Origin of the sequence: Synechococcus sp. A10-1-5-1, from assembly GCF_023115425.1 — a bacterium.
In the GTDB taxonomy this organism is placed as follows: domain Bacteria; phylum Cyanobacteriota; class Cyanobacteriia; order PCC-6307; family Cyanobiaceae; genus Vulcanococcus.
Genome location: NZ_CP096032.1, coordinates 1,228,060 through 1,247,287 on the forward strand (window position 1 = coordinate 1,228,060; position 19,228 = coordinate 1,247,287).

Here is a 19,228-nt window from a genome sequence, read left to right on the forward strand (position 1 = left end):
GGTCCTGCTGCTTCTCGGGTCGGGTGAGACCGACTTGTAGAGTGACGCCCGCTTTTTTGTCGATCCCACCCTCCGGAGACCTGCCCCGTGGCTCGCGCTATTCCCCTGGAACGCGTCAGGAATATTGGTATTGCGGCACACATTGATGCCGGTAAAACCACCACCACCGAACGAATCCTGTTCTATTCAGGTGTGGTGCACAAGATCGGTGAGGTGCATGACGGCGCCGCCGTGACCGATTGGATGGCCCAGGAGCGCGAGCGGGGCATCACCATCACCGCTGCTGCGATTTCCACCAGCTGGAACGACCACCGGATCAACATCATTGATACCCCTGGTCACGTGGACTTCACCATCGAGGTGGAGCGCTCCATGCGTGTGCTGGACGGTGTGATCGCCGTCTTCTGTGCTGTGGGTGGTGTTCAACCCCAGTCTGAAACCGTCTGGCGTCAAGCGGATCGCTACAGCGTTCCCCGCATGGTGTTCGTCAACAAGATGGACCGCACGGGCGCTGACTTCCTGAAGGTGCACGGTCAAATCAAGGACCGCCTGAAGGCCAACGCTGTCCCCATTCAGCTTCCCATTGGCGCTGAGGGTGAACTGAGCGGCATCATCGACCTCGTCAAGAACCGCGCCTTCATTTACAAGGACGACCTCGGCAAGGACATCGAGGAAGCCGATGTGCCCGCCGACATGAAGGATCTCGTCGAGGAGTGGCGCGCCACCCTGATGGAGACCGTTGCCGAAACCGACGAAGCCCTGATCGAGAAGTTCCTCGAAGAGGGTGAACTGAGCGAGGCTGAACTCGCCAAGGGCATCCGCGAGGGCGTTCTGAAGCACGGCTTGGTGCCGATGCTGTGCGGCTCCGCCTTCAAGAACAAGGGTGTTCAGCTTTTGCTCGACGCCGTTGTCGACTACCTGCCTGCCCCCGTAGATGTGCCCCCGATCCAGGGTGTGCTCCCCAACGGTGACGAGGCCGTTCGTCCCTCCGATGACAACGCTCCCTTCAGCGCCCTGGCGTTCAAGGTGATGGCCGACCCCTTCGGCAAGCTGACCTTCATCCGGATGTATTCCGGAGTGCTGCAAAAGGGCAGCTACATCCTCAACTCCACCAAGGACAAGAAAGAGCGCATTTCTCGTCTGATCGTGCTCAAGGCCGACGACCGTGAGGAAGTGGACGAGCTGCGCGCCGGCGACCTCGGCGCTGTTCTGGGTCTGAAGAACACCACCACCGGCGACACCCTGTGCGTCGATTCCGATCCGATCATTCTGGAATCGCTCTACATCCCCGAGCCTGTGATCTCGGTGGCTGTGGAGCCCAAGACCAAGGGCGACATGGAGAAGCTCTCCAAAGCCCTCCAGTCCCTGTCCGAAGAAGATCCCACCTTCCGGGTCTCCACCGATCCGGAGACCAACCAAACCGTGATCGCCGGCATGGGCGAACTCCACCTGGAAATCCTGGTGGACCGCATGCTTCGTGAGTTCAAGGTCGAGGCCAACATCGGCGCCCCTCAGGTGTCCTATCGCGAAACCATTCGCGGCAGCGCCAAGGGCGAGGGCAAATTTGCCCGTCAGACCGGTGGTAAGGGCCAGTACGGCCACGTGGTGATCGAAATGGAGCCCGGCGAGCCGGGCACCGGGTTCGAATTCGTCAACAAGATCGTTGGCGGTGTCGTGCCCAAGGAGTACATCGGTCCGGCTGAGGCCGGGATGAAGGAAACCTGCCAGTCCGGTGTGATTGCCGGTTTCCCCCTGATCGATGTCCGAGTCACCATGGTCGACGGGTCGTACCATGACGTCGACTCGTCGGAGATGGCGTTCAAAATCGCCGGCTCCATGGCCTTCAAAGACGGCGTCAAGAAGTGCAACCCTGTACTCCTTGAGCCCATGATGAAGGTCGAGGTAGAGGTTCCCGAGGACTTCCTTGGAAGCGTCATCGGTGACCTCTCATCGCGCCGCGGTCAGGTTGAAGGACAGTCCATCGACGATGGGCAGTCCAAGGTCCAGTCCAAGGTGCCCCTGGCCGAGATGTTCGGCTACGCCACCCAGCTCCGATCCATGACCCAGGGTCGGGGTATCTTCTCGATGGAATTCAGCCATTACGAGGAAGTTCCTCGCAACGTGGCAGAAGCCATCATCTCCAAGAATCAGGGCAATTCCTGATCTTTTTCCTACCCATTTACCCCCCGATTCTTTTTCATCATGGCTCGCGAGAAGTTCGAAAGGAATAAGCCCCACGTCAACATCGGCACCATTGGCCACGTTGACCACGGCAAGACCACCCTCACCGCCGCCATCACCAACGTGCTGGCCAAGAAGGGTCAGGCGAAAGTGCAGAACTACGCCGACATCGACGGTGCTCCTGAAGAGCGTGAGCGCGGTATCACCATTAATACCGCTCACGTCGAGTACGAGACCGCTGGTCGTCACTACGCCCACGTGGACTGCCCCGGCCACGCGGACTACGTGAAGAACATGATCACCGGTGCTGCCCAGATGGACGGCGCCATTCTGGTGGTGGCCGCCACCGACGGCCCCATGGCCCAAACCAAGGAGCACATCCTCCTGGCCAAGCAGGTGGGTGTTCCCGCTCTGGTGGTTGCACTGAACAAGTGCGACATGGTCGACGACGAGGAGATCCTCGAGCTCGTCGAGATGGAAGTGCGTGAACTGCTGAGCAGCTACGACTTCCCCGGCGACGACATCCCCGTGGTGAAGGTCTCCGGCCTCAAGGCCATCGAAGGCGACGCTGATTGGGAAGCCAAGATCGATGAGCTGATGGATGCGGTTGATTCCGCCATCCCCGAGCCCGAGCGTGAAGTCGACAAGCCCTTCCTGATGGCTGTCGAAGACGTCTTCTCCATCACCGGCCGCGGCACCGTGGCCACCGGCCGCATCGAGCGCGGTGTGGTCAAGGTGGGCGAGGAAATTGAGATTGTGGGTATCAAGGACACCCGCAAGACCACCGTCACCGGTGTGGAAATGTTCCGCAAGCTGCTCGATGAGGGCATGGCCGGCGACAACGTGGGTCTGCTGCTCCGCGGCATCCAGAAGGAAGACATCGAGCGCGGCATGGTGCTCGTGAAGCCCGGCTCCATCACCCCTCACACCAAGTTCGAGGGTGAGGTCTACGTGCTGAAGAAGGAAGAAGGCGGCCGCCACACCCCCTTCTTTGCTGGCTACCGCCCGCAGTTCTACATCCGTACGACCGACGTGACCGGTCAGATCACCGCTTTCACCGCCGACGACGGCTCCAACGTGGAAATGGTGATGCCCGGTGACCGCATCAAGATGACCGGCGAGCTGATCTGCCCCGTCGCCATCGAGCAAGGCATGCGCTTCGCTATCCGCGAAGGCGGCCGCACCATCGGTGCTGGCGTGGTCTCCAAGATCATCGCCTGATCCTGCTGGTCCGGCCTCGGCCGTGATCTAGGGTTGAGGGGTGGAGCTGGTCTCCACCCCTCTCTCGTGCACCTCGACAATCCAGCTGCTTTGGGTTTGTTCCGGTTCCCCGGCACCCAGCGCTTCCCTTCCTGCGCCTTCATCCTTCAAGGATCAAGCCAGAACCGTTGAACGCTTAACGACGTCAGACACTCCATGTCCACCGCTATTGCCCAGCAGAAGATCCGCATCCGCCTGAAGGCGTTTGATCGCCGCATGCTGGATCTGTCCTGCGAAAAAATCATCGAAACGGCTGATCACACCGCTGCAACTGCGATCGGTCCGATTCCCCTGCCTACCAAGCGCAAGATTTACTGCGTACTGCGCTCGCCCCACGTGGACAAGGACTCCCGTGAGCACTTCGAGACCCGCACCCACCGCCGGATCATCGATATCTACAGCCCTTCGGCCAAGACCATCGACGCGCTGATGAAGCTCGACCTACCCAGCGGCGTTGACATCGAAGTCAAGCTCTGATTCCTAGGCTCCGCAGCTGGATCCCCAAAACCCGCCCCAGGGCGGGTTTTTTTGTGTGTTCGAACCACACGACGGCGAATCATCACTGCCTAGCATTCGCCCTCTTGAGGCTCTGGTGCAACGACGTGACGCAACTGGCCGTGAGAGAACTGCCGCTGTTCCCGCTGCCGGATGTGGTGCTCTTCCCCCAGGAAGTGCTGCCGTTGCACATCTTTGAGCCGAGGTACCGGATGATGCTGCGCACGGTCCTGGAGAGCGACCGGCGTTTCGGGGTGGTCCGCTGGGACCCCCAGGAAGGAACGATGGCGAGCGTGGGCTGTTGCGCTGAGATCCTCCAGTGCCAGACCCAGGACGATGACCGCAGTTACATCGTCACGATGGGCCAACAGCGCTTCAGGTTGTTGGAGGTGGTGCGTGAGGCCCCCTTCAAGGTCGGCCTGGTGAGCTGGATCGAAGACGATCAGCCTGACGACCACGCCCAACTGCAGGATCTCTCGGGCGAAGTCAGCAGTGCTCTTAAGGACGTAGTGGAGCTGACCGGCAAATTGATGGGTAAACCCACCAGCCTCCCCAACGATCTGCCTGATCTACCCAGGGAGCTCTCGTATTGGATTGGCTCGCACCTGGGGGGCCCCGTGGCCGATCAACAGCAAGCGCTACTGGAGATCACCAACACCGAAGAACGGCTGCGCCAGGAGTTCGAGCTGCTGGATGAGACCCGCCGCCAGCTCGCCGCACGAACGGTCTTGGAGTCGACCTTGAGGGATCTGAAGGCCGGCGAGAGCGAGGAGAACTGAGATGCAAACCAGTGCCGTGTTGGCGCTGCTCAGCCCCTGGGCGAGCGGCGTCATGCTCATGGTCGCCGTTGCGGCTGTGCTGCTGTTGGTGGGTCTGGCGATTTGGTCAGCGCGAGATCGTGCTTTTGAGAGCACCGCCAGCGTGGCTGAGGCCTACGACCGCTGGACCGACGACCAACTGCTCGAGCGGCTTTGGGGCGATCACGTGCATCTGGGCCACTACGGCTCCCCCCCGCAATCCAGAGACTTCCGAGCCGCTAAGGCTGACTTCGTCCACGAACTGGTGCGCTGGAGCGGCTTGGATCAACTTCCCCCCGGCAGCACCGTCTTGGATGTGGGCTGCGGCATCGGTGGTAGTGCCCGGATCCTGGCCCGCGACTACGGCCTGAATGTGCTCGGCATCAGCATCAGCCCAGGACAAATCGAACGGGCCCAGCAACTCACCCCTGAAGGCCTGAGCTGCCGCTTCGCCGTGATGAATGCCCTGGATCTGCAGCTGGAGAACGGCAGTTTTGATGCGGTCTGGAGCGTGGAAGCTGGCCCCCACATGCCGGACAAACAGCGCTACGCCGATGAACTGCTGCGGGTTCTCAAACCCGGCGGTCTGCTGGCTGTGGCCGACTGGAACCGCCGCGATCCTGAGGTCAAACCGCTGAACCGCAAGGAGCGCTGGGTGATGCACCAGCTCCTGGTGCAGTGGGCCCACCCGGAGTTCGCCAGCATCCCAGGTTTTCGCCGCAACCTTGAGCAGAGCCGCTGGAGCAGCGGTGCCCTCGTGGAAACCGCCGATTGGAGCCGCGAGACCCTGCCCTCTTGGATCGAGTCGATCCTTGAAGGAGTCCGCAGACCCAGGGCCGTCCTGGGTCTTGGCCCCAAAGCCGTCTTGATGGGGCTGCGGGAATCCCCCACCCTGCTGCTGATGCACTGGGGCTTCGCCACTGGAATGATGCAGTTCGGCGTCTTTCGAACCCGCAAACCCTCGGCCTAGAGCTGGGTCATCGGGTAGGCACCAAACACCGCCAGGTGCTCACAGAGGGGCCTGAGCTCCTCCATGGCCTGATGCAGGGACTCCGGTCCATCCGGGAGCTCCAGGTCCACAAAAAAGATGTATTCGCCCATTTCCCGCTTGGAGGGGCGGGACTCGATCCGGCTCATGTTCAAGCCACGGTGCGCGAAACAAGCCAGGGCTTTGAGTAGGGCACCGGGCTGGTTGGCCTGTAGGGAGAAGGCCAAGCTGGCCAGCTCCCCATGCCAATTGCGTTCCCCCTGACGGAGCAGCAAAAAGCGGGTGCAGTTGCCGGCCACATCATTGATGGGGTAGGCCAGCTCCTTGAGGCCATGATCCTTGGCGGCCTGCTGGGAAGCGATGGCCGCCCGGAAATGACTGCCGGCGACCATTCGTGCCGCTTCGGCGGTGGAGCTGGTGGGCAGCTGCAGGGCATTGGGCAGGTTGTTGCTCAGCCAGAGGCTGCACTGCGCCAAGGCCTGGGGGTGGGAGAGCACTTCACTGACCCCATCGACACTGCCGCTCCCGACGAGGGCGTGACGAATGGGAAGGACCACCGCCCGTGAAATCTCCAGCTCGGGGTGCTCCCACAGGGCGTCCAGGGAAGCGGTGACCCCACCTTCCACCGAGTTCTCGACGGGGACCACGGCGGCATCAACCCGGCCTGCCGCCAGGGCCTGGATCACCGCGCGAATCCCCGTCTGGGGGAGCAGTTCAGGTGTCTCCCACTGCTCCAGCTGCGCGAAGGCTTGGGCCGCCTGCTCCCCATAGGTGCCCACCGGACCAAGAAAAGCAATGCGCATGGGGCTGATCGGGCCGTGCTCGATAGGATCATGGCCCCTCGGCCGACCTTTGATGCCTCTGGCCTTCAGTGCCAGCCAAGCCTTGCAGTTGCCGGTGCAGCAGAACGCACAGCGTTTGGCTGCCTACCTGGACGACGAGGAGCAGGTCATTGAAGCCCTGCTCGAGGCCGAGCAGCTCAGCAAAATCGCACCTGGGCGCTATCGCTACACGGTGACCAAGCTGCAGGTCTTTCAACTGCAGATTCAACCGGTGGTGGACCTGGTAGCCCGCCGCAGCCCCAACCGCATCGAGCTCGAAGCCATCGACTGTCAGCTCGAAGGGCTGGGAGTCGTCGACGATTTCCAGCTCAGCCTGGGCTCATGGCTTGAAGCGCGAGACGGCGCCTTGGTTGGGGAGGCCAGCCTGGCGGTGAGTGTCAGCCAACCCAGCCTGTTGAAACTGATCCCAGCAAAAGTGCTGGAAGCCACGGGACGCTCACTGCTGGCAGGCATCTTGCTGGGCATCAAAACCCGGGTGGGACAGCAACTGATCAGCGATTTCCAGCGCTGGTGCAAGCAGCACGCCATCAACCCTGCAGGCGTCGAGGCCTAAGCCGCCAGCACCTTGCGCAGAAAACTGTGGCGATGGAGCACTGTTGGGCCAAGGGAGAGCACGGCGGCCCGATGTTGTGCTGTGCCATATCCGGCGTGGCGCTCAAAGCCATAACCCGGATAGCGCTCTGACAATCGCACCAACAGGGCATCCCGGGCCTGCTTAGCCAGCACACTGGCCGCCGCAATCTCAAGGTGCGCGCTGTCGCCGCGCACGACTGTCTCCTGGGAGCCAGCCCAGAGGCGCAGGGGAAGGTTCCCATCCACCAAGACATGCTCTGGAGCCGGAGAACCCAGGCGCTGCAAGGCCCGCAGCATGGCCCGTTCAGTGGCGCTGCGGATCCCCACTCCATCAATTTCCTGAGCGGAGGCCTGCCCTAGAGCCCACGCCTCCGCCAGCTCCACGATCAAAGGGACCAACAGGGCCCGCCGCTTGGCCGAGAGCGCTTTGCTGTCGGTCAAACCCGCCGCGGCCAGGGTCTCTCGAGCGGGATCGCTCAAGACCACAGCCCCAGCGAAGACAGGGCCGAACCAACAGCCCCGTCCGACTTCATCGACGCCAGCGATCCGCATCGCCGCCGCAGGCCTCAGTCGCTGGCCGATGAACGGCGACGGCGACGACGGGGCTCTCCGTTGTCGTCGGTCTCGTCTGCCGGAGGGCTCGAGACCACAGCGGCTTCAGCCACAGGAGCTTCGGTGACAGCCACGGCACCGCTGGAGGTGCTGGCACTACTGCGGCTCCGGGTGCGAGTCCGGCCCGTGCGGGCTGGAGCCGGCTCGTCTTGGGCCGGCGAAGCCGATGCATCGGTGATCGCCACCGTGGTCAGCGGGGCCTCCGTGATCGCCACTTCCGTGATCGAAACGGTGGGGAGCGGCGTGATCGCCACACCGGTGGGTTCGACCTGAGCAACGGCCACCGGAGCGGGCACCGCGCCGTTGGTGTTGGCGTTCTGTCCGCCGCGACCTCGGCGGCGGCGGCGGGGACCAGCAGCGGCCAACTGCTGACGGGCCTCATCCAGGACCGCATCAGCGTCTTGCCCCGGACGGACCACTCGAACCATCAAGTTGTCGGGATTCGGAGCAGGATCCAGGAGCAGGGCTGGGTTGAGACCCAACCAGCCATAGACCAATTCCTGTTCAGGTTCCATCGGGACAGCGACCAGTTCGGGCTCAGGCCGGCGGTTGTGGCCTTCCGAGCTGCTGGTCGTGGCGACAGGATCGGCCTGGCCAGCGGCCACCAAACCACTGTCTTCGTAACCCGTGGTGACGTCCCCATCGGAGCTGCGTCCTCCGCGACCCCGACCGCGGCGGCGGCCGCCGCTGCCGCCCTCCAAGGCCACAGGGGTCGAGGCTTCAGCACGGGCCGAGGCAGCCGAGCGAACCAAGCCCGACACGCTGGCCAGGGGTTGCAGGGTGTCTTGCCCGGGCAGGACCACCACATGACCCAGACCACCGCAGCTGGGACAGGCCCGACCGAAGAGTTCGTAGATGTTCTGGCCCTGGCGCTTGCGGGTGAGCTCCACCAAGCCCAGTTCACTGATCTGCGCGATCTGGGGACGGGCTGAATCCGAGCGGACTTCAGAGGTGAAGTGCTCCAGCAGTTGCAGCTGATCGCGGCGCGACTCCATATCGATGAAGTCGATGATCACGACACCACCGATGTTGCGCAGTTTCAGCTGACGGGCGATCTCGGTCGCCGCCTCGTAGTTGGTCCAGAGGACGGTCTCGCGCGCATTGGCCGAACGGGTGAAGGAGCCCGAGTTGACGTCAATCACCGTCAGGGCCTCGGTGGGCTCGATGATCACGTAGCCGCCCGAGGGCAGATCCACCCGAGGCTTCAGGGCATCGCGGATGGCCGCATTGACCTTGTAGTGCTCAAGGATCTCGGTGGGCTCGCTGTGGTGCTCCACCAGCACCTGATGGGGATCGCTGCCCAGGAAGGTGTTGACCCGGGAGACCGCGTCCTGGGCATCCACGACGATCCGAGCCACCTCAGGGGTGTAGTGGTCCCGCAGGATGCGGTGGATGAAGTCGTCGTCGCGGTTCAGCAGAACCGGAGGCGTTGCGGATTCGGCCGCCGTCTGAATGGCTTCCCACTGGCGCAGCAGCGCCTCGAGATCGTCGATCAGCAGCTCTTCGCTGATGCCTTCGGCTTCAGTGCGGATCAGCAGACCCGCACCCGGGGGCTTGATCAGCACACCCAGGGCGCGGAGACGATTGCGCTCGCTTTCAGCCGTGATCCGGCGGGAGATATTGACGCCCTGGCCATGGGGCTGCAGCACCAAAAAACGACCAGGAAGGGTGAGGTTGCCGGTCAGGCGAGGGCCCTTGGTGCCGGTGGGCTCCTTCATCACCTGGACGAGAACCTTCTGCCGGGGCTCGAGCAGCTCTGTGATGCCAACGGTGCCTTTCTTCAGGCGAAGGGGACCGAGATCGGAAACATGAATAAAACCGTTCTTCTCGCCCTCTCCGATATTGACGAAGGCGGCATCAATGCCGGGCAGGACGTTCTCGATCGTCCCGAGATAGACGTCGCCGATTTGGTAGAGGCCCTGTGCGACGACAAGCTCGTCGACACGCTCATCGGTGAGAACGGCGGCAATGCGCAGTTGCTCGGCGATGACGATCTGCTGGGGCATGGAAGGTCAGGAAAGGACCTGCACAAGGCAGGCGGGGATAAGAAATGACTGGACGAACGCAGTGCGTTGGTCTGAGACAGAGATCTGATCGCGGCATCGCCGATGCCGGGTGACTCCTGCCAGTGGGATGTGAGAAAAGCTCAGAACGCGACGCCGAGGCTGAAGCTGCGGCGAAAGGTGAGGGCGTTGAACCAGCGAGGTTGAACGCGAAAAAGTTGCGGGTGCCAATTGGTGCCCGTCTGAACAGCGCCGCCGAGAGCGACTTTCAGGAAGGGAAACTCGTGAAAGCTGCTGAGGAGGTTCCGATCGCTTTCAGCCAACGTCGGCTGGCTGGGCGAGGGAGAGATCGACTAACCGGCTTCGGTAAAAGATCTGCCGTCCTGTTTGCAAACTAGCACGCTTGATTTCAACAGCCAGAAGGGGTTTGCAGCAGTAACGAGCGCCGCCGCAGGCCCACCATCGCCAGCGGCCGACCCAAGCTGCGCGAGAACCAATGCTGCAGCTGTTCCGGCTTCAAACTGCGGCCGGCTGGATCGACCACGGCGCTGTAATGCAGCACCTGACGGTCCGGATCATCCGCCGAGCGGGGGAGCAGCTCAAGCTCCCCGAGGTAGGGACGCAGGTCCCGTTGCCGGGGCCGACCTTTCTTGTCGGTGTCCTCCCAAATCCAGCTCTCCTCTGCCAACAGCTCCGACACCGCCTCTTGCCAAGCCTCGAGAGACGCAATGGCATGCCCCTGCTCCACACGCATCTCGACCGCCCAGGTCGCACCAGAGAGCTCCTGCGACAGGCTTGAACCAAAGACCTCAACGGGCTTGACCTCAAGCAGCGCGAATCCAGGGGGCAATTGGCGCTGAAGCTGCTGGCGAGCCGACTCGGGCTCCAACGGAACAGTGAACTCCACATCCATCCATTCCCCATCCGCCTCAGCACCCAGGGGTAGAGCCAAGGCGAACTGAACCCGGGGCAGGGGATGGAAGCCTCCGGTAAAGCTCACCGGCAAGGCCGATCGGCGCAGGGCGCGCTCCATCAGGCGCACGAGATCGAGGTGACTGAGCAAGGCCAAGGAACCGGTCTTGGCAAAGCGGAAGCGCAGGCGTTGCACGCGCTCACTGGCCGGGGGGCGCTGGGGGCTCGGTTCGGGAATCTCAGGAGGAGCGACCACCACGTTGTGGCCCAAATCGGGACCACAGACCCCACAGCTGCTGCAACCGTCAAAGGAACAGTCCGGGACTACTGCCGCGGCCAGGGCATTGCGCAGGTCCTCGGCGAGCCAGCTTTTCTCCACCCCTGAATCGATGTGATCCCAAGGCAGAGGCTGGGCGCAGAAAGCCGCCAGATCACCAGGGTCCATGCCCTCGGCAGAGCTCCATTCCCCCATCTCGTGCTCGCGGTAGCGCCCGCCCAAATCGGCCGCCTCGATCGCATCGGTCCAGGCCTGATAGGTGCGATCAGCTGCTTCGAACCAGGCATCCAAACCCGCCCCGGCGCGCCACGCCGCCTCAATCACGGGAGCGAGGCGCCGATCCCCCCGCCCGACAAAGTCCTCCATCGCCGAGAGGCGCACATCGGTGAAGTTCGTCTTCAGACCGCGCAACTGACGCAGGGCCTGGCGCAACAGCTGCTGACGACGCACAAATTCAGCCGTACTGACGCTGTGCCACTGGAATGGGGTGTGGGGCTTGGGCGTGAAATTGCTGATGGTCAGGTTGAGCTCCAACCGCCCCAGGTCCCGGCACTGCTGCTGCAACGACCTGCAGGTCTCAGCGATGCCCAGGACGTCGGCATCGGTTTCACCCGGCAGGCCGATCATGAAATAGAGCTTGACCTTGCGGTAGCCGCTCTCCATGGCGGTACGAATCCCCCGCAGCAGCTCTGCATCGGTCAAGCCCTTATTGACGATGTCCCTCAGCCGCTGGGTGCCGGCCTCCGGCGCAAAGGTCAGACCAGCCCGGCGGGTGCCGCCAAGGATGTGGGCAATGTTGCTGTCGAAGCGATCGACCCGCTGACTCGGCAAGGTCAAGGTGACGTTCTTATCCGCGAGGCGGTTGCGTAGCTCCACCCCCACCGCCGGCAGAGCCAAATAATCCGAGCAGCTGAGCGAAAGCAGGGAGAAGTCCGAATAGCCCGTGCGCTCCATGCCCGTCTCAATGGCCTCCACCACGGCCTGCGGTTCCACGTCCCGGGCCGGACGGGTCAGCATCCCCGGCTGGCAGAAGCGGCAGCCGCGGGTGCAGCCGCGACGGATCTCGACGGTGAGGCGATCGTGCACCGTCTCGATGTGGGGAACCAGGCCCATGGCGTAGTGAGGCATGGGCGTGGCGGTGCGGCGCATGACCCGCTTGGGCACCCCCGGATGCAGCGGCTGCTGACTGACCCCATCGGGACCCGGGCCATACAAGGACGGGACATAGACCCCGGGCACCTGGGAGAGATCCCGCAACAAAGCGCTGCGGCTCAGGCCCGCAGCCTTGGCCTCTGCCACAACGAGACCCAACTCTGGGAGCACCTCTTCACCGTCCCCCAGAACGATGAAGTCGAAGAAGGCGGCGAAGGGCTCTGGGTTGCTGGTGGCGGTGGGACCGCCGGCAAAGATCAGTGGAGGGGCGTCTGGATCCGCAAGAGGCAGATCGCCGCGATCAGCGGCCCGCACGGGGACATGGGCCAACTCCAACATCGCCAGGATGTTGGTCGCCCCCAACTCGTAACTCAGGGAGAAGCCAAGGATGTCGAAGGCGGGAAGCGGCCGACGGCTCTCCACGGCAAAGAGGGGCTGACCCCGCTCACGCAAGCGCTCCGAAAGATCAGGGCCTGGCAGATAACTGCGATCACACAACTGGCCTGGAACGCTGTTGAGGATCGAATAAAGAATGATGTGACCGGTATTGCTGGAGCCGACCTCGTAGATCTCGGGGTAGGTCAGGGCCCAGCGCACGGCAGCGGCGGGCCAGACCTGATCCCAGTCGCGCTCTTGAACCCCGAGTTCGTTGCCCAGATAGCGGCCCGGCTTGGCAATGCTGCGATCCACCAAGGCATCGAAATCCACCGGTGCGTCGAAAACGGCGGTCACAGCAGCAGGCCTTGGCACTGACTTGATCGTATGCAGAGGCACCCCCAGGCGGCCCCCTCCGCATAGGACAATCCGGCCAGTACAACCGGGCCCGCGCGGCCCCTCGGTGAGATGGCCCAGGTCAACGGCAACTATCTGAAGCTCAAAGCGGGCTACCTCTTCCCTGAAATCGCCCGCCGCGTCAAGGCGTTCAGCGAAGCCAATCCCAACGCTCCGATCATTCGCCTGGGCATTGGCGATGTCACCGAGCCCCTACCTGAGGCCTGCCGCAACGCCATGAAGTCGGCCATCGATGAGATGGGGACCCGTGAAGGCTTCCATGGTTATGGCCCCGAGCAGGGCTACGCCTGGCTGCGCGAGAAGATCGCGGCCAACGATTTCCAGGCCCGCGGCTGCACCATCAGCGCCGAGGAGATCTTTGTCTCCGACGGCTCGAAGTGCGATAGCTCCAACATCCTCGACATCCTGGGTGCCGGCAACCGGATCGCCGTCACCGACCCCGTCTACCCGGTGTACGTCGACAGCAACGTCATGGCGGGCCGCACGGGCGATGCCGATGACGCCGGCCAGTACGGCGGTCTGACCTACCTGCCCATTAGCGCCGAGAACGGCTTCACCGCCCAGATCCCATCCGAGAAGGTGGATCTGATCTACCTCTGCTTCCCCAACAACCCCACCGGTGCGGTGGCCTCCAAGGAGCAGCTCAAGGCCTGGGTGGACTACGCCCGTGCCAACGACGCCTTGATCCTGTTTGACGCGGCCTACGAGGCCTTCATTCAGGACCCCTCGCTGCCCCACTCCATCTATGAGATCGAAGGTGCCCGGGACTGCGCCATCGAGTTCCGCTCCTTCTCCAAGAATGCCGGTTTCACCGGCACCCGCTGCGCCCTGACCGTGGTGCCCCGTGGACTGATGGGCACCGCCGCCAATGGCGAGAAGGTGGAACTCTGGGGCCTGTGGAACCGCCGTCAGTGCACCAAGTTCAACGGTGTCAGCTACATCGTTCAACGCGGCGCCGAAGCGGTTTATTCCGCTGAAGGTCAGGCCCAGGTGAAGGGGCTGATCAGCTTCTACATGGAGAACGCCGCCATCATTCGCCGCGAACTCAGCGGTGCGGGTCTGACGGTCTACGGCGGCGAGCAGGCCCCCTATGTCTGGATCACAACCCCCGCAGGCGTTGACTCCTGGGGCTTCTTCGATCTGCTCCTGAGCCAAGCCAACGTGGTCGGCACCCCCGGCAGTGGTTTTGGTGCCGCCGGCGAGGGCTATTTCCGTCTTTCGGCCTTCAACAGCCGCGAGAACGTCAACGAAGCCATGCGCCGGATCAAGGAAGCCCTGGCCCCTTCTGCTGCTGCGGCCTGAACAGCTGACTAAAGTCCCTACCTCGTCATGCCGGAGCTGATCAGGATGATCCGATCAACTCAGACGCCCAGCCGCGAGAGCGGCGGCGCCGCTGTGATGGAGAAAGCGCCGGAGCGGGTGCGCAAACCCTCGCCCCGCTACAAGGTGCTGCTCCACAACGACCCGGTGAACACCATGGAGTATGTGGTGACCACCCTGCGGCAGGTGGTGCCCTCCCTCAGTGAGCAGGACGCCATTGCCGTGATGATGGAAGCCCACAACACCGGGGTGGGTCTGGTGATCGTCTGCGACATCGAGCCGGCGGAGTTTTACAGCGAAACCCTCAAGGCCAAGGGCCTGAGCAGCACGATCGAACCCGAAGAGTGATGCAGGCCCCCACCAGATCAACCTTGCACTGGTGGGGAACGCTCCTCTATGTCCCCGTGCTCTACGGGCTGGGTTGGCTGAGCGCAAGGCCGCTGGCGTTGGTCTTTCCGCAATGGCGTCCCGACCAGGTGGACCTTGCTGGGGTTGTCGTGGCACTGCTATTGCTGCTGCTCACCCTCCCTTGGCGCCTACGCCGGAGCTGGGGCATCGAGCATCCCTGGCAAGATCTCGGGGTTGTCGTCCCTGCCGCTTCGGGCCTACGAGCCTTCCTTCGTGGGTTGCTGAAGGCCACTGCACTTCTTTTTGGCGTGGTGGTGGTCCTGCTGCTCAGCGGCAAGAGCGAATGGCAGGGACAACTCACGGCGGGACAACTTCTCAATGCCATCGCCCTGCTGCTGGGGGTGGGCTTTGCCGAGGAGTTGCTCTTTCGGGGTTGGCTCTGGGGTGAGCTGGAACTGCTCGGGGGCCGGCAGCGGGCCATCGGTCTGCAGGCCGCCTTCTTTGCCCTGGTGCATCCCTGGTATCAGCTCCCCGGCTTCGATGCCATCGGCTTGCTGGTGGGGCTAGTGCTCCTGGGGCTTGCCCTGGCCCTGCAACGGCGGGCCGACAACGGTGCGCTCTGGGGATCGGTTGGGCTCCACGGCGGTCTGGTCGGGGGCTGGTTTGCCCTGCAAGCCGGCCTGATCAGCGTTCCGGCGATGGGCCCCGCTTGGCTCCTGGGTCCCGGCGGGGCCAATCCCAACCCGATCGGAGGCCTCCTGGGCTGGGCCGGGCTGGCGGGGTTAATCCTGGTGCGTCGCCGCTGGTGGCGCTGAGCTAGCGGGTCGCCGTCGCCAAGGCCTTGCGGCCTTCAACTGGTGCACGCAGTGCTTCTTCGAGTGGAGCTGCGCCGTAGTCACGCTCAAGCAGTTCCATCACGGTGCGACCGAAGTCGGCGGGATTGCGCTCAAAGGCCTCCAGACAGATCCGGCCAAACGTGCTGCCCATCGGTTCGGGATTCCAAAGCAGTTGCCGTGCCGTCCAGGGGAGCATGCTCATCGGGTTGTAGCCGGGCTTGATCAGGCCCTGATCGAAGCCGTACTGCTCCAGATGGGTGTGGGGCTGCAGACCGATGAAAAAGATCGCCGGCTCCACCTTGTCGGCACCAAAAATGCGCTCCAGTTCGCGGTGGTAAGCGACGGTTTGGCGAATCGTCTCCGGACGCTCGTCAATGACATTGAACGAGTAGTTGACCGAGACGTGTTCCCGGAAGCCCGCCTCAGCGAGCAGACGGCAGTTCTCGAGAACCGTGCGCAGGTTGTAGCCCATCCGCATCTTGCGCACGAGCTCCTGGGAGCCGGAGGTGATGCCGATCTCGAAGTAGTCCATACCGGTCTCGACCATCAACTGGGCGAGCTCGGCATCGAGGTTGTCGGCTCGGATGTAGGCCGCCCAGCGGATATCGGTCCAGCCTTGGGCCTTCACCGCCCGCAGCAGCTCCTTGGCATCGTCGATGTAGCGGCGAGCCGGGATGAATTGGGCATCGGTGAACCAGAACCCGCGTACCCCACGGCGATAGAGCTGATGCATCTCAGCAATCACCTCATCGACTGGATTGACCCGGACTGCCTTGCCTTCCACCACCGTGTAGACGCAGTAGCAGCAGTTGTGGGGGCAGCCCCGCTTGGTCTGAACGCCGACGTAGAAGTCACCCCCGTCGAGGTACCAATCGAGCTGCGGCCAAATTGAGGCGATGTAGTCGTAGTCGCAGGCCGTCTTCTCCATCCCGGAGGGCTGCTCGTGGATCAGGCCCGGACGGGGCGGTTCCCCCGCCAGGAAACAGCGCTCATTCGCCAGAGACTCCCCGCGCAGGAGCTTGTCCAGCAACGGTTCGCCTTCACCGACAGAAACGACGGTCCCCCTGGGGAGACGTTTGCCGAGCTGCTCATAAAAAACGCTGACCGCACCACCGCCTAGAACGGCTTGCGCCTCAGGGTGATGACGCCGCGCCCGCTTGAGACCATGACGCACCAGGCGCAAATTGCGCCAGAGCTCCCCATAGAACGAAGCCATCAGGCGTAAACCGCCCAAGGCGCCGCGCAACCGGCGAACAGGATTCAGGGCGTAGAAGACCTCAAACGAGTTTTGAAGGGGATTGCCTCCGCGGCCATCCACTGGGGCATAGATCTGGATGTCGCGCCAGGAGAAGACCAGCACCGTGGGCTGGAAATTCTCAATGCGCTCCAGCAACACCGCCTCGACATCCAGCAAGGGGACCGCCGCCAGATCAAGGATCTGCTGCGGCAGCGCGGGAAATTGCTTGTGCAGGTGATCGGCCAGATACACCGGGCCGATCGGGAAAATCGGATTGCACGGGAGCCGCACGAGCAACACCCGCTGATCAGCTGGCGGTAGTGGTCTCAAGCTGCGACGCCCATGGCGAAGTTGGACGCTAACAAGCAGCTGTTGCCCAACGTTGCTGGAGCTTTTGGTCGATCCGCTCGACTCTCGTCCGTAGGACAATGGGCAAACGCTGCCACCAGCGGCGATGAACACAGGTGCGGGGCCTGAGTTGCCGGCCAGACGCTTCAACCACCGCCTGAAGCTCGCCAATGGTCGGTTGTGGATAGGCCGGATTGATCACATCGGCAAGATCGATCCCGCCCAGGTCATCGATGCCTGCGGCCAGGGCGGAGGGAAGCGCCGCTAAAGGCCAGAGGTTGGGAGGCGTCTGCAGATGAACCTCCGGCGGGAGCAACTCGCGGGCCACCGCGATCAATTCCAAAAGATCTGCCTGCTCTTCAGAAGAGAGCGCAACGGCTGAAACGCCATCAGGGCGCCAGGGCTGAAGAATCACCTCCTGCAGATGACCCCAACGCAGCTGCAAATCCCTCAAGAGCTCGAGGGCCTCGATCCGACTGGCGCGGGTTTCGCCAACTCCAAGAAGCAGTCCTGTGGTGAAGGGAATGCCCAGACGACCGGCCTGCTCGAGCTGAGCGACTCGAACCTCGAGTCGCTTGCTGGGGGCATGGGCATGCCATGGGACATAGGCCGGCCCGAGGCCTTCGAGCATCAATCCGAGGGATGGATTGCAGCGGCCGAGGCGTGCCATCTCCCTCGAACTGAGAGGACCAGCATTGGTGTGTGGCAGCCGCCCCTGGTGAAGAGCGAGCTGACTGAACTGCAGCAAACGAGCAAACCAAGCGGAACGGCCCGGTGAGCCAGGCGCCTCCTCGCCGCTCAAGAGCAACACCTCAGCGGCAGCGGTGCGCTGGCTGAGCTGCTGCTGGGCCTGCTCAACCGTCAGGGGGACAGCCAGCTCCGGAGAAACACGGAAACTGCAGTAGCCGCACTGGTTGAAGCAGCCGTGGGTCGGCACCAACGTGACGCTGGGGCTCCAGGTAACAGCAGCGTCAGGCAGCACAGGGGGGCGGAGCAAGCAGCAGAACTAATGCCACCGATTAGCAGGGATGGGGGCGCGGCGAGCCTGAGAAAGCGTTACGCGTCGCAATGTGGCGCAAGAATCCGTTACATTGGTGTTGGCAGGGCGGGTTACCGACCTGTCCTTCCCTGACCGCCAAGCGTTCGCGCAAGGCCTTTCTTTCCCGTACTCATGACGACCACCATCCAGCAGCGCCAAGGCGCTTCTGCGTGGAACCAGTTCTGCGAGTGGGTCACCAGCACCGACAACCGCCTCTATGTGGGTTGGTTCGGCGTTCTGATGATTCCCTGCCTGCTGGCCGCCACCATCTGCTTCATCGTTGCCTTCGTGGCAGCACCCCCCGTCGACATCGACGGCATCCGTGAGCCTGTTGCCGGCTCCCTGATCTACGGCAACAACATCATCTCTGGCGCTGTGATCCCCAGCAGCAACGCCATTGGTCTGCACTTCTATCCCATCTGGGAAGCTGCCAGCCTCGACGAGTGGCTGTACAACGGCGGTCCTTTCCAGCTGGTTGTTTTCCACTTCCTCATCGGCATCTACGCCTACATGGGTCGTGAGTGGGAACTCTCCTACCGCCTCGGCATGCGCCCCTGGATCTGCGTTGCTTACAGCGCACCCGTGGCTGCTGCTTCCGCTGTGTTCCTGGTGTATCCCTTCGGTCAGGGCTCCTTCTCGGACGCCATGCCCCTCGGCATCTCCGGCACCTTCAACTACATGTTGGTGTTCCAGGCTGAGCACAACATCCTGATGCACCCCTTCCACATGCTTGGTGTGGCTGGTGTCTTCGGTGGTTCCCTGTTCTCCGCCATGCACGGCTCCCTGGTGACCTCCTCCCTGGTGCGTGAAACCACCGAGAGCGAGTCCCAGAACTACGGCTACAAGTTCGGCCAAGAGGAAGAGACCTACAACATCGTGGCTGCCCACGGTTACTTCGGTCGCCTGATCTTCCAATACGCCTCCTTCAACAACAGCCGCAGCCTGCACTTCTTCCTGGCTGCCTGGCCTGTGGTTGGCATCTGGTTCACCGCCCTGGGCGTGAGCACCATGGCGTTCAACCTGAACGGCTTCAACTTCAACCAGTCGATCCTGGATTCCCAGGGTCGTGTGCTGAACACCTGGGCTGACGTGCTGAACCGCGCCAACCTCGGTATGGAAGTGATGCACGAGCGCAACGCTCACAACTTCCCCCTCGACCTGGCTGCTGCTGAGTCCACTCCTGTGGCTCTGCAAGCTCCCGCCATCGGCTGAGGCT

General features: G+C 62.9%; 16 protein-coding genes. 10 read left to right on the forward strand and 6 right to left on the reverse strand.

Annotation, left to right across the window (positions count from 1 at the left end):
* Positions 1–87 precede the first annotated feature (87 nt).
* The 5 genes from fusA to MY494_RS06775 all read left to right on the forward strand — a co-directional run bounded on the left by fusA (position 88) and on the right by MY494_RS06775 (position 5,703).
* Positions 88–2,163 (forward strand): elongation factor G, encoded by a 2,076-nt coding sequence (gene fusA / locus MY494_RS06755; RefSeq protein ID WP_247909487.1) that lies wholly within the window; start codon positions 88–90, stop codon positions 2,161–2,163.
* A gap of 39 nt (positions 2,164–2,202) precedes the next feature.
* Entirely contained in the window at positions 2,203–3,402 is a 1,200-nt protein-coding gene (gene tuf / locus MY494_RS06760) for an elongation factor Tu (RefSeq protein WP_247909488.1), read from the forward strand.
* 195 nt (positions 3,403–3,597) lie between these two features.
* Positions 3,598–3,918 carry a 30S ribosomal protein S10 gene (gene rpsJ / locus MY494_RS06765; protein ID WP_006910513.1) on the forward strand — a complete coding sequence of 107 codons (321 nt, stop codon included), beginning with the start codon at positions 3,598–3,600 and terminating at the stop codon, positions 3,916–3,918.
* 125 nt (positions 3,919–4,043) lie between these two features.
* Complete coding sequence (locus MY494_RS06770) at positions 4,044–4,715, forward strand: LON peptidase substrate-binding domain-containing protein (protein WP_247909489.1); 672 nt, start codon at positions 4,044–4,046, stop codon at positions 4,713–4,715.
* Positions 4,716–4,767: 52 nt separating this feature from the next.
* Entirely contained in the window at positions 4,768–5,703 is a 936-nt protein-coding gene (locus tag MY494_RS06775; protein WP_247911981.1) for a methyltransferase domain-containing protein, read from the forward strand.
* Here MY494_RS06775 and pheA read toward each other — a convergent pair.
* Positions 5,700–6,524: a prephenate dehydratase gene (pheA, locus tag MY494_RS06780; protein ID WP_247909490.1), complete on the reverse strand. Its 825-nt coding sequence runs from the start codon at positions 6,522–6,524 to the stop codon at positions 5,700–5,702. The two genes, MY494_RS06775 and pheA, sit on opposite strands and share 4 nt — an antisense overlap.
* A 52-nt stretch (positions 6,525–6,576) precedes the next feature.
* On the opposite strand from pheA, the gene MY494_RS06785 reads away from it, so the two are divergent.
* Positions 6,577–7,116, forward strand: a complete 540-nt coding sequence (locus MY494_RS06785) for a DUF1997 domain-containing protein (protein WP_247909491.1) — start codon at positions 6,577–6,579, stop codon at positions 7,114–7,116.
* On the opposite strand, the gene MY494_RS06790 is transcribed toward MY494_RS06785, so the two are convergent.
* The 3 genes from MY494_RS06790 to MY494_RS06800 form a co-directional block, all read right to left on the reverse strand.
* Positions 7,113–7,688, reverse strand: coding sequence for a ribonuclease HII (locus MY494_RS06790; protein ID WP_247909492.1), 576 nt, complete (start codon positions 7,686–7,688; stop codon positions 7,113–7,115). The genes MY494_RS06785 and MY494_RS06790 overlap by 4 nt on opposite strands.
* Positions 7,689–7,702: 14 nt before the next feature.
* Positions 7,703–9,754 (reverse strand): Rne/Rng family ribonuclease, encoded by a 2,052-nt coding sequence (locus MY494_RS06795; RefSeq protein ID WP_247909493.1) that lies wholly within the window; start codon positions 9,752–9,754, stop codon positions 7,703–7,705.
* Positions 9,755–10,160: 406 nt separating this feature from the next.
* Positions 10,161–12,824, reverse strand: a complete 2,664-nt coding sequence (locus MY494_RS06800) for a TIGR03960 family B12-binding radical SAM protein (protein WP_247909494.1) — start codon at positions 12,822–12,824, stop codon at positions 10,161–10,163.
* Between the two features lie 111 nt (positions 12,825–12,935).
* On the opposite strand from MY494_RS06800, the gene MY494_RS06805 reads away from it, so the two are divergent.
* From MY494_RS06805 to MY494_RS06815, 3 genes are read left to right on the forward strand one after another with little or no spacing between them, the layout of a single operon-like run.
* Positions 12,936–14,186, forward strand: a complete 1,251-nt coding sequence (locus MY494_RS06805; RefSeq protein WP_247909495.1) for an LL-diaminopimelate aminotransferase — start codon at positions 12,936–12,938, stop codon at positions 14,184–14,186.
* A 45-nt stretch (positions 14,187–14,231) separates the two neighbouring features.
* Complete coding sequence (gene clpS, locus MY494_RS06810) at positions 14,232–14,552, forward strand: ATP-dependent Clp protease adapter ClpS (protein WP_247909496.1); 321 nt, start codon at positions 14,232–14,234, stop codon at positions 14,550–14,552.
* Entirely contained in the window at positions 14,552–15,367 is an 816-nt protein-coding gene (locus MY494_RS06815; protein WP_247909497.1) for a CPBP family intramembrane glutamic endopeptidase, read from the forward strand. The genes clpS and MY494_RS06815 overlap by 1 nt, the downstream gene beginning before the upstream one ends.
* A 1-nt stretch (position 15,368) precedes the next feature.
* On the opposite strand, the gene MY494_RS06820 is transcribed toward MY494_RS06815, so the two are convergent.
* Both MY494_RS06820 and cofG read right to left on the reverse strand, forming a co-directional pair.
* Positions 15,369–16,925, reverse strand: coding sequence for a photosystem II high light acclimation radical SAM protein (locus MY494_RS06820; protein ID WP_247909498.1), 1,557 nt, complete (start codon positions 16,923–16,925; stop codon positions 15,369–15,371).
* Positions 16,926–16,983: 58 nt separating this feature from the next.
* Positions 16,984–17,970, reverse strand: coding sequence for a 7,8-didemethyl-8-hydroxy-5-deazariboflavin synthase subunit CofG (gene cofG / locus MY494_RS06825; RefSeq protein ID WP_247909499.1), 987 nt, complete (start codon positions 17,968–17,970; stop codon positions 16,984–16,986).
* Between the two features lie 174 nt (positions 17,971–18,144).
* Between cofG and psbA the strand changes: the two genes are divergently transcribed.
* Complete coding sequence (gene psbA, locus MY494_RS06830) at positions 18,145–19,224, forward strand: photosystem II q(b) protein (RefSeq protein WP_247909500.1); 1,080 nt, start codon at positions 18,145–18,147, stop codon at positions 19,222–19,224.
* Positions 19,225–19,228 lie beyond the last annotated feature (4 nt).

What these genes read in the sequence shown, in the direction of transcription:
- MY494_RS06815 (WP_247909497.1), top strand. Translation starts at nt 14,552, where the DNA reads ATGCAGGCCCCCACCAGATCAACCTTGCACTGGTGGGGAACGCTCCTC.
- MY494_RS06795 (WP_247909493.1), bottom strand. Translation starts at nt 9,754, where the DNA reads ATGCCCCAGCAGATCGTCATCGCCGAGCAACTGCGCATTGCCGCCGTT.
- psbA (WP_247909500.1), top strand. Translation starts at nt 18,145, where the DNA reads ATGACGACCACCATCCAGCAGCGCCAAGGCGCTTCTGCGTGGAACCAG.
- pheA (WP_247909490.1), bottom strand. Translation starts at nt 6,524, where the DNA reads ATGCGCATTGCTTTTCTTGGTCCGGTGGGCACCTATGGGGAGCAGGCG.
- clpS (WP_247909496.1), top strand. Translation starts at nt 14,232, where the DNA reads ATGATCCGATCAACTCAGACGCCCAGCCGCGAGAGCGGCGGCGCCGCT.
- tuf (WP_247909488.1), top strand. Translation starts at nt 2,203, where the DNA reads ATGGCTCGCGAGAAGTTCGAAAGGAATAAGCCCCACGTCAACATCGGC.
- rpsJ (WP_006910513.1), top strand. Translation starts at nt 3,598, where the DNA reads ATGTCCACCGCTATTGCCCAGCAGAAGATCCGCATCCGCCTGAAGGCG.
- MY494_RS06775 (WP_247911981.1), top strand. Translation starts at nt 4,768, where the DNA reads ATGCTCATGGTCGCCGTTGCGGCTGTGCTGCTGTTGGTGGGTCTGGCG.
- MY494_RS06805 (WP_247909495.1), top strand. Translation starts at nt 12,936, where the DNA reads ATGGCCCAGGTCAACGGCAACTATCTGAAGCTCAAAGCGGGCTACCTC.
- MY494_RS06790 (WP_247909492.1), bottom strand. Translation starts at nt 7,688, where the DNA reads ATGCGGATCGCTGGCGTCGATGAAGTCGGACGGGGCTGTTGGTTCGGC.
- MY494_RS06785 (WP_247909491.1), top strand. Translation starts at nt 6,577, where the DNA reads ATGCCTCTGGCCTTCAGTGCCAGCCAAGCCTTGCAGTTGCCGGTGCAG.